This is a genomic window from Terrabacter sp. GCM10028922 (assembly GCF_042666095.1).
In the GTDB taxonomy this organism is placed as follows: Bacteria; Actinomycetota; Actinomycetes; order Actinomycetales; family Dermatophilaceae; genus Terrabacter.
The window spans coordinates 51,442-61,734 of record NZ_JBHTFG010000004.1; the positions used below are offsets into that span (position 1 = coordinate 51,442).

Consider the following 10,293-nt stretch of genomic DNA (forward strand, 5'->3'; position numbering starts at 1 on the left):
CCCGCCCCGTCAGCCGGCCTCGCCGCGGTGGATCGGGGCGTGGGGGAACGACGACTCGGCCGGCCGCTCGAGGTCCTCGCGGTGGTTGCGGATGAGGTCGAGGTTGCGGTCGCGCAGGTGGTCGAACGACTGCCCGATGTTGGACCCCGGCGTCAGCGACGCGAGGGCGTCGGCGGGGTCGAGTCGCGCCGTGACCCACCCCGGATGCGTGGCCGCCTTGGCCACGACGTGCCCGATCGGCGTGACGATGTGGGAGTTGCCGAAATAGAGCACGCCGGCCGGGTCGGCGCCGACGGCGTTGGCGCCGATGACATAGACGTGGTTGTCGTAGGCGCGAGCCCGCGACGTCAGGTCCCAGATGTCGGCAGAGCGCAGCAGCGCCGAGGGGCGGCAGATGACCTCGGCGCCCTGCACCGCCTGGATGCGCGACAGCTCTGGGTAGTCGCCGTCGAAGCAGATGATCATGCCGATGCGCCCGAGCTCCGTGTCGCACACGGTCACGGTGTCGCCGGGCGTCACCCAGCCGCCGCCCGTGACGATCTCCGAGCAGAACGGGTGCGTCTTGCGGTAGACGCCGAGCACGTCTCCCGACGGACCGACGAGCACCGACGAGTTGTAGACGACGCCGCGCTCGGGGCCGCGCTCGTAGCTGCCGACGCACACGTGCACGCCGAGCTCGCGCGCGACCGCCTGGATCGGTTCGACCATCGGCCCGGGCAGCTCGGTGACGAGGTCCCACAGCTCCTCCTTCGAGCATCCCGGGGTGAAGCCCGTGGTCGCCGTCTCGGGGAGCACGACGAGCTCTGCGCCCGTCATCTCGACGCAGCGCCGTGTCCAGTCGACGCAGGCCTCGACGTTGGCACGGATCGTCTCGGGCGACAGCTTCTCGGGCAGTGGAGCCACCTGGACCGCGGCTGCGGTGAACGCACGCATGTCAGCGCCTCCCGATCGCCCAGCCGACGAGCACGCCCACGATCGCGACCACGCCACCGGTGACGACCCCGAAGGCGTAGTCGCGAACGCGGGACCCGGCCGCGGCTGCCGGCCGGCCGGCATACACGGTGCCTGCGCCGGTGGGTTGTCCGGTCGACGCAGCCCGTATGCCGGGTGCTACCGGCGAGGGGACACCCGCGGACGCGCTCGCGGCCGCGGCTTCAGGCCGCGCGCCCGCGATATCGGCGTCGACGGCCGAGAAGAACTGCCCCGCCATCTTCTTCGTCACGCCGGCGAGCATCCGCTGGCCGACGCCCCCGATGACGCCGCCGACCGCCGCGTCGGCGTCATAGGTGAGGTCGGTGCCGCCGGTGGACGACGGAGCCAGACGCACGACGACGTCCGCGTCGACGGTGCCGGGCGCCCCCGCGCCGGACGCCTTCATCGTGAACGAGTCGGGGTGGTGCGGGTTGCGCAGGGACACCTCGCCGTCGTAGGTGCCCTTGATCGCCGCGACGCCGGCGGTGACGGTCATCGCGTAGTGGTCCGGGCCGAGCTCGGTGAGCCGCTCGCAGCCGGGGAGGCACCGCGCGAGCACGGCCGGGTCGTGGAAGGCGTCCCAGATCTGCTGCGGTTCGGCCGCCAGGGTGGCGGATCCGGTGATCTTCATGCGGTCGGCTCCTTCGAGGACGGGCGTGAGAGGCGATGCAGCGGCGGGATCTCGCCGGCGGCGTGACGACGGCGCAGGTCCCACAGGTCGTTCGGCGAGATCGGCATCCGGGTGATGGGGAAGCCCTCGGCGTCCTCGATCGCCGACGCGATGACGGCCGACACCGGGATGCAGCCGGCCTCGCCGGCACCCTTGATGCCCAAGGGGTTCAGCGGCGACGGGGTCTCGAGGTGGTCGGCCTCGATCGTCGGCACCTCGGATGCGTACGGCATGAGGAAGTCCATGAACGACGCGTTGAGCAGCTGGCCCGACTCGTCGTACACCATCCGCTCGTAGAGCGCGCCGCCCACGCCCTGCGCGACACCGCCGTGCACCTGGCCCTCGACGATCATCGGGTTGATCATCGTGCCGCAGTCGTGGATGACGCAGTAGCGCAGGATCCGGATCTCGGCCGTGACCGGGTCGGTCTCGACGATCGCCGCGTGCATGCCGTTGGCGAAGGTCGCCTGGGTGGGGGAGTAGAAGTCCCTGCCCTCGAGCCCAGGCTCCTCGTCCTCTGCCACCGGGGGCTTGTCGGGGTCGAACGTGCCGGCGAACTGCGTTGCGGCCTTGGCGGCGTCGTCGAACGCGTAGCGGAGCGGGTTGGACAGCACCGAGACCGTGCCGAGGCCCATCGACGTCGCTGGAGCGCCCTTGACGCGCACGGTGCCCTCGACGATCTCGAGGTCCTCGGGCGACACCTCGAGGGCGTCGGCCGCGATGCGCAGCGCCTTGGCGCGGACGTTGCGCGCCGCGAGGGCGATGGCGCTGCCGCTCATGACCGCGGCGCGCGACGCGAAGGTCCCGACGGCATACGCCATCTTGCGCGTGTCGCCCGTCGTCACGTAGACGTCCTCGAGGCGCACGCCGAGCTCGTCGGCGACGATCTGCGCGAACACCGTCTCGTGGCCCTGGCCCTGCGACGTCAGGCCGGTGGCGACGTTGACCCGGCCGCTCGTCTCGATCTGGATGTGGCCACCCTCGTAGGGGCCGACACCGGTTCCTTCGACGTAGCAGCCGATCCCGAGCCCGACCTTGCGGCCCTCGGCCTCCGCCTTCGCGCGGTAGTCGGCGAAGTCGTCCCAGCCGACGAGGGACTTGAGCTTGGCGAGGCTCGCGGGGAAGTCGCCCGAGTCGTACTTGAGCGGCCGCCCGTCCTGGAAGAGCAGGCCGTGGTCGTAGGGCATCTCGCTCGGGAGGATGAAGTTGCGCGACCGCACCTCGGCGCGGTCGAGGCCGAGCTCGTCGGCGATGGCGTCCATGGTGCGCTCCATCGCGAAGCAGCCCTGTGGACGCCCGGCACCCCGATAGGGCGTGACGAGAACGGTGTTGGTGTAGAGCGACCAGAACTCACAGCGGTACGCGCCCGGCTTGTAGGGCCCGAGGAGCTGGGTCGAGGTGATGATCGGGACGATGATCCCGTAGGGCGTGTAGGCGCCGTTGTCGTGCCAGAACCTCACGTCGAGGGCGAGCACGCGGCCCTCGTCGTCGAAGCCGACCGTGACCGTCTGCAGCTGGCCGCGCTCGTGCGCCGAACCGATGAAGTGCTCACGCCGGTCCTCGACCCACTTGACCGGGCGGCTGAGCAGGCGTGCCGCCCACGGGACGAGCACCTCCTCGGGCCATGGGTGCATGATCTTGACGCCGAAGCCGCCGCCGACGTCGGGAGCGATGCACTCGACCTTGGCGAGGGGAAGGTCGAGCTTGGCGGCGACGGCCGCGCGCACGCCCGTCGAGGTCTGCGTCGAGGAGTACATCCGCAGCTCGCCGCGCTCGAGGTCCCACCGCGCGTACACGCCTTTGCCCTCCATCGGCGTGCAGGCGCTGCGTTCGATGTCGAGCTCGAGCGTCAGCGTGCGGGGCGCCGCGGCCATCGCCGCGTCGACGTCGCCGACCTCCTGGAGCATGTGAGCGGCGACGTTGCCCGGCACGTCGTCGTGGACGAGGAGCTCGCCGTCGCGGGCCGCCTCGATGCCGACGACGACGGGCAGCTGCTCGTAGGTGACCCGGATGCGCTGGCAGGCGTCCTCGGCGACGTAGCGGTCGGTGGCCACGACCATGACGACCGGCTCGCCCACGTGGTTGACCTCGTCGCGCGCGAGGGCGTAGCCGGTGCGGCCGTGCGTCAGCGTGGGGTGCGGGATGAGCAGGGGCAGCGGCTCGCCCACGCGGCCCGGGAGGTCGTCGTGGACGTAGATGCCGACGACGCCCTCCACGTCGACCGCGTCGGACGCGTCGACGTCGATGATGCGGGCGTGGGCGTGCGGGCTGCGCACGAACGCCGCCGCGAGCGCGTCATGGCCGAGGTCGTCGAGGTAGCGGCCGCCGCCCGTGACGAGGCGCGGGTCCTCCTTGCGCTTGATCCGCGCGCCGAACATCTGCGTCGTCATGACCGCTCCTCGGCTGCGCGCTCGCTCTTGATCTCGGCTGCGCGCAGCACGCTCTTGACGATGTTCTGGTAGCCGGTGCACCGGCACAAGTTGCCCGAGATCGCTTCTCGCGCCTGCTCGCTCGTCGGTGATGGGTTGTCCTCGAGGTAGGCGGTGACCGTCGTCAGGAAACCCGGCGTGCAGAAGCCGCACTGGAGGCCATGGCACTCGGCGAAGGCCTGCTGGACGGGGTTCATCGACTCCCCGGTCGGGGCAACCCTGGCGTCGGGCGCCGAGCCGAGGCCCTCGACGGTCGTGATCTCGTGGTCCTGGGCCGTCACGGCGAACATGAGGCAGGAGCGCATCGGCGCCCCGTCGACGAGGACCGTGCAGGCGCCGCAGACTCCGTGCTCACAGCCGACGTGCGTGCCGGTCAGCTCGAGGTCGTGGCGCAGGAAGTCGGAGAGCAGCCGGCGGGCAGGCACGCTCGCGGTGCGGCGGACGCCGTTGACCGTGACGGTGACGGCGTGCAGCGCCTCTGCCTGTCCGACCATGTCGACGCGTTCGTTCATCGCCCCTGCCCCTCCTGCCCACCGAACGAGTCGTTCGGTCTCGAACTCAGTGGTGCACCGGCGCGTTCGGCACCGAACGAGTCGTTCGGTCTCGAACTCAGTGGTGCACCGGCGCGAGCGGCGGCTTGGGGGAGGACCCTGCGGGTCAGCTCGGTGACCAGCATCCGGCGGTAGTCGGCGCTCGCGTGGATGTCGCCCTCGGGGTCGACGTGCCCGCTCACCGCGTCGGCGGCGACGTCGACGGCCACCGTCCACGCGCCGGTGCCCGGCTCGACACCGCCGAGGGCCTCGCCGAGGTCGAGCACGGTCGGGACGTCGGTCACCGAGACGAACGACGCGCGGGCCCCGGACACGACACCGTCGGTCACCGTCACCGCCACACCGACCCCCGCCATGGCGTAGTCGCCGTGCCGGCGTGCGGCCTCGACGAACGCCGAGCCGGTGCCCGCGACGAACCGCCCGAACCGGACCGCGACCGCGAGCTCCTCGGCGGCGAGGGAGGTCTCGAGTGCGCCCAGGAAGAAGTCCGACCACCGCACCTCGCGCGGCCCGGCCGGGCCGGCGACCTCGACCACGCCGTTCGTCAGGGCGAGGATCGCCGGCATCTCGCCGGCCGCGTCGGCGTGCGCGATCGAGCCGACGGTCGTGCCGCGGTTGCGGATCGCCGGGTGGGCGACGTTGACGAGCGCCTGGCGCAGGAGGGGGAGGGCGGCATACGCCTCCTCGGACCGCTCGAGCGCGGCGTGGCGCACGAGGGCGCCCACGCGCACGGCCCCCGAGCTCACCTCGATGGAGTCCAGCCCCGTCACCCGGTTGATGTCGACGAGGTGACCCGGCGAGGCGAGGCGCATGTTGAGGATCGGGATGAGGCTCTGGCCGCCCGCGAGGACCTTGCCGTCATGGCCGACCTCGTCGAGGACCGAGACGGCCTCCTCGACGCTCACGGGTGCGTGGTGCACGAAGGGTGCGGGCTTCACCGAACTGATCCTGCCTTCCGATGCGGCGTGGCACTAGTGATGGTTGTGCATCGCTGACCACGGGCTTTTGGCAACTTCTGCCCGAACGACCGTGGGCCCCCGATGCGAGATCGGGGGCCCACGGCGTCGAGGTCACGCGTAGCTGGTCACCGGGGCTCAGGGCCGGCGTCGGTCCGGACCGCCCGGTCGGTCCTGGTAGAGGTCGTCGACGCCGTCCGCATCGCCGTAGTCGCCCTCCTTCTCGCCGAGCGAGATCATCGTGCCTCCCACCACCCCGTCGGCGCGGTTGCGAAGGTCGGCCGGTGCGATGGCGCAGGCCGCGTGGAAGGCGACGACGGCGACGATCGTCCCGAGCGCGATGCCGCCGAGCGAGAAGTCGGAGGTGAACACGAGCGACACGTTGCCGATGCCGATGACGATGCCTGCCGCGACCGGGACGAGGTTGATCGGGTTGCCGAAGTCGACCCCGTTCTCCTTCCAGATCTTCGCGCCGAGCAGGCCGATCATGCCGTAGAGCACGACCGTGATGCCGCCGAGAACTCCGCCGGGGACCGACGCGACGAGCGCCCCGAACTTCGGTGACAGGCCGAAGACGATCGCGACGGCCGCGGCGACGTAGTAGGCGGCCGTCGAGTAGACGCGCGTCGCCGCCATGACGCCGATGTTCTCGGCGTACGTCGTCGTCGGCGACCCACCGACCGAGGACGCCAGCGCGGTGCCCACTCCGTCGGCGGCGATCGCGCGACCCATGTAGGGGTCGAGGTCTGCCTTCGTCATCTCGGCGACGGCCTTCACGTGGCCGGTGTTCTCCGCGATGAGGGCGATGACGGCCGGGAGGACGAGCAGGATCGCCGCGATGGTGAAGGACGGCGCGTGGATGCCGACGATCTCCTTGCCGTCGGCTCCGGTCGTGGTCGACGGCGGCAGGCCGAACCAGGGCTGGCTCGCGAGGTTGTCGAAGTTCGTGCGGAAGTGCGTCGTCACCTTGCCGGCGCCGGCGTCGAACGAGGTGATCTGCCCGAAGACCTTGTCGAAGAGCCACGAGACGACATAGCCGAAGATGAGCGCGAGGAAGACCGCGATGCGGGAGATGAAGCCCTTGAAGGCGACCGCGCAGATGATCGTGAAGGCCATGACGAGCAGCGCCACCCACTGGTCCTGCGGCCAGTAGATGTTCGCGACGACCGGCGCGAGGTTGAACCCGATGAGCATGACGACCGCGCCGGTGACGACCGGTGGCAGCACCTTGTGCAGCACGGACGAACCGAGGAAGTGGATCGCCACGCCGACGAGCGCGAGCACGACGCCCGCGACGAGGATGGCCCCGGTGACCTCCTGGGAGGTGCCGCCCTGGGCCCGGATCGCCGCCACGGCCCCGACGAAGCTCGCCGACGTGCCGAGATAGCTCGGAACCTTGCCGTTCACGATCAGCAGGAAGCAGATCGTCGCGATGCCGCTCATCATGATCGCGAGCTGCGGGTTGAGACCCATGATCAGGGGGAAGACGAACGTCGCCCCGAACATCGCCACCACGTGCTGGGCGCCGAGACCGATCGTCTTGCCCCACGACAGTCGTTCGTCGGGTGCGACGACGTCGTCGGGGCCCATGGTCTTGCCGTCCCCGTGCAGTTTCCAGCCCAAAGCCATTCCGACTCCTATGGTTGCCACATCTGGTGATGTGGTTCACGTCCCACTCCGGGATGGGCGAAAACTACTCCCACCGGTGGGGACTGCGTTCGTCAAACGTTGATACACGCCGAGGGCTGCCCTATGGCATGTCATGACGTATGCCGTCACCCCGTACCGACGGTTCTTGGGTCGCCGCGTGGAGGTTGGCACCCCCTCAGCGGGGTGCGATGTTCCACAAGGGCGATTGCGGGTCGATGGTGCAGCTCGGCCCGCACGTACGCGGACGCCCGAGCCACCCACGAACGCGCAGCACCTGGGCCACCTCGGCAGCGAGTGCACACGCGGTCGGCACGAGGTCGGTCCAGAAGCAGCGGAGCGTGACGCGCCCGGAGACGGTGGTCGCCCGGTCGCGGCGGCCGTCACGTTGCACGTCGGTCCATGACGCGTGTCCGAGTCGCCCGTTCACCTCCACGACCACGCCCCACTCATACTCGACGTCGCGCCGCCCCGCGCGCCCGACAGGGGACTGGTGACGGCCACACGGGAGGCCATGTGCTTGTTCGACGTCATGCACGAAACGTCGCTCGGCCCTGCTCTCACATCCGTCGGCAACGTCGGTCAGCACCTGGAGCAGCAAAGCCCGGTCCGGTTGCCTGGGTCGCTGGTCGAGGGCCGCTCGCAGGCGCTGGGGCGTCGTGAGGTCGAGGCCGACGGCCTTGGCGGCGAGAGCGATGGCGGCGTCTGCTGGTCGAGGTGAGGCCAGGTCGAGAACCGTGTGCTCCACCGTCGTACGGTGGGGCCACGCCAGGGGATCCACCCGCTCCGCCGCTCGGCGACTGCGGGTGACAACGACTCCAGGTACGTCACGGACCCGTCGTTCGGCCGGCACGACGACGCCAATCGGGTCGGGTGCGTGGCGGACGAGCCCCCACACGTGGCCGGCGCTCCTGTCGCAGAGGGCGGCGCCGCGTCCGGCGTGCAGCAGGGCAGCCACGGCGAGCGTCTCCCAGCCCTCGCGGCCGGGCATCGTCTGGTAGATCCCGGGGTGCACGACACACCACCGGCCTTTGGCCTGTGGCCAGTCGCCACTCGACGGCTTTGGGGCTCAGGCCTCCTGAGAGTGCCTGGGCCCTGCTGAGCAGGCCGGACTGTCCTGCGGCCCTGGCCCTGAGCAGCGCATCCACCGGCCGATCGTCGGCCAACCGGGGTTACGCCCGCGCCGTCCCTCCGCAGGGAGCGACTCCGTGGAAGGTCACCGCCTCGGGAGGGGGTCCGATCTTCCACAGGCGGGAGGGCGGCGTACGGCAGGGCGGCGGTCGGCGGCGGTCAGATGCCGCGCATCTGGTGGATCTTGAGGGCGAGGGCCAGGGTGAGGCGCAGGTCGGGGTCGGTCGTGAAGGGCCCGAGGATCTTCTCGAGCTTGCCGATGCGGTACCGCAGCGTGTTGTAGTGGAAGAAGAGGAGGCGCGCGGTCTCGGCGACGTTGAGGTTCGTGTCGAGCAGCACCCCGAGCGTCTCTCGCAGGCCGGCGTACTCCGGGGAGTCGTCGGTGGCGAGCTCGCGCAGTGACTCGTGGACGAACCGGCGCAGGTCGGCCCCGTCGGGGATGAGCGCGAGGAGGCGGTAGATGCCGAGCCCGTCGACGTGCGTGAGGGCGCCGTCGCCGTGCATCTGGCGGCCGACCGTGACGGCCGACAGCGCCTCGTCGTAGGCCTGGGGCAACGCCGCGACGGACGAGATCGGCCGCGAGACGCCGGCGGAGAAGCTGCGTCGACCACCACCGCCGTCGCCGCGGACGACGCGGACGTAGTCGCCGACGATGCGCATGACGTGGTCGGTGTCGGCATCGGCCGGCACGCCGATGAGGGCGACCACCTCACGGCTGAACCCCATGACGGGAGACCGGGGGTCGCGGACGGCGACGGCGTGCGTCCACGCCCGTGCGAACCGCTGCTGCAGGAAGCGCACCTCCTCGGCGTCGCGCGTGGTGCGGTCGTCGTCCTCGTCGGTCTCGGCCACGACGACGACCATCGGGCGGTCGATGTCCCAGCCGAGGGAGCTCGCGTGTGCGACGGCGTCGACGGGGGAGCCCGCGCGTCCGGCGAGGGCGTCGCGCAGGAACTCGGCGCGGTACTTGCTCTCGACCGCCGAGACCGCCTGGTCCTTCGTGATGGCGAGGGCGGCGACCGTCGCGGCCCGCTCGAGCAGGCGCACGTCGTCGACCGTGAGCCGCCGGTGGCTGCAGAACGCGATGAGGACGCCGTGGTCGAGGTGCCCCGCGACGATCCGCACCGCGGCGCGGTCGGCGGTCGGCCCGTCGGGGCGCGGACCCATCGGCTCGGCCTCGGTCAGCAGCCGCCCGGAGCGGTCGAAGCACCCGAGCGACTCGGCGTGCTCGAGCTCGCGCTCGGACCCGGCACGGGCGATGACGCGGCCGTCGGTGGTCGTGACCATGGCGGCGCCGTCGAGGAAGCCGACGACCTGCTCGCACAGGTCGTCGAGCGAGCCGCCCGCGAGGACGATCTGCACGAGGGCGCGGTCGGCGTCCTCGAGACGGCGCAGGATCGCCGTCTGGTGCTCGAGGATCGCGCTCAGCACCTCGGTCGTGAACGTGGCGATGTGGTCGAGCGGCACGTCGATGAGCGGCAGCCCGGTGGCGTCGGCGACGCGGCGGGCGTCGCCGGCTGCGCGGTCGGAGAGACCGGAGACGACGAGGCCCGCGGCGCCGGACCGGTCGAGGGCGGTGACGATCTCGCCGAGCCGGCCGCCGTGCTCCGCCAGTGCGGCGGCGTCGGCGAGGACGAGCCGGTGCCTCAGCGGGACCGCGGCACCGGCGTCGCGGAGCGCGGACCGCAGCGGCGCCGTGCTGTCGACGCTGACGTCGAGGCGGTGCGGGGTCGCGTGGACGGACCCGTGGGCCGTCGCCGCGAGACCTGCGATGAGGCGCAGCGAGATGCCGGACACGTCCGGCTCGGCAGCGCCGTAGCGGCTCACCGCTGGCAACTCACCCTCGACGACGCCCGGATCGTTGGCAACTTTCACCATGAGCGCACCATACCCAGCGTCGATAGCGTCGCGGCAGCGGTCCCTGTCGGCGGACCGCC

8 protein-coding genes are annotated in these 10,293 nt (G+C 71.3%); all 8 read right to left on the reverse strand.

Annotation, left to right across the window (positions count from 1 at the left end):
• Positions 1 to 9: 9 nt before the first annotated feature.
• Positions 10 to 933 carry a carbon-nitrogen hydrolase family protein gene (locus ACFQU3_RS03860; protein WP_385906759.1) on the reverse strand — a complete coding sequence of 308 codons (924 nt, stop codon included), beginning with the start codon at positions 931 to 933 and terminating at the stop codon, positions 10 to 12.
• Between the two features lies 1 nt (position 934).
• Positions 935 to 1,603: a carbon monoxide dehydrogenase subunit G gene (locus tag ACFQU3_RS03865; protein ID WP_385906762.1), complete on the reverse strand. Its 669-nt coding sequence runs from the start codon at positions 1,601 to 1,603 to the stop codon at positions 935 to 937.
• A complete protein-coding gene (gene cutA, locus ACFQU3_RS03870) occupies positions 1,600 to 4,032 on the reverse strand; it encodes an aerobic carbon-monoxide dehydrogenase large subunit (RefSeq protein ID WP_385906765.1) in 2,433 nt (810 codons plus the stop codon). The genes ACFQU3_RS03865 and cutA overlap by 4 nt, the downstream gene beginning before the upstream one ends.
• Complete coding sequence (locus tag ACFQU3_RS03875; RefSeq protein WP_385906768.1) at positions 4,029 to 4,583, reverse strand: (2Fe-2S)-binding protein; 555 nt, start codon at positions 4,581 to 4,583, stop codon at positions 4,029 to 4,031. Before ACFQU3_RS03875 ends, cutA begins: the two co-directional genes overlap by 4 nt.
• On the reverse strand, positions 4,580 to 5,560 hold the full coding sequence (locus ACFQU3_RS03880; RefSeq protein WP_385906771.1) for an FAD binding domain-containing protein: 981 nt from the start codon (positions 5,558 to 5,560) through the stop codon (positions 4,580 to 4,582). The genes ACFQU3_RS03875 and ACFQU3_RS03880 overlap by 4 nt, the downstream gene beginning before the upstream one ends.
• A gap of 156 nt (positions 5,561 to 5,716) precedes the next feature.
• Positions 5,717 to 7,207, reverse strand: coding sequence for a uracil-xanthine permease family protein (locus ACFQU3_RS03885; RefSeq protein ID WP_385906774.1), 1,491 nt, complete (start codon positions 7,205 to 7,207; stop codon positions 5,717 to 5,719).
• Positions 7,208 to 7,403: 196 nt separating this feature from the next.
• Positions 7,404 to 8,240 (reverse strand): hypothetical protein, encoded by an 837-nt coding sequence (locus ACFQU3_RS03890; RefSeq protein ID WP_385906777.1) that lies wholly within the window; start codon positions 8,238 to 8,240, stop codon positions 7,404 to 7,406.
• Between the two features lie 275 nt (positions 8,241 to 8,515).
• Positions 8,516 to 10,234, reverse strand: a complete 1,719-nt coding sequence (locus ACFQU3_RS03895; RefSeq protein ID WP_385906780.1) for a helix-turn-helix domain-containing protein — start codon at positions 10,232 to 10,234, stop codon at positions 8,516 to 8,518.
• Between the last annotated feature and the right edge of the window lie 59 nt (positions 10,235 to 10,293).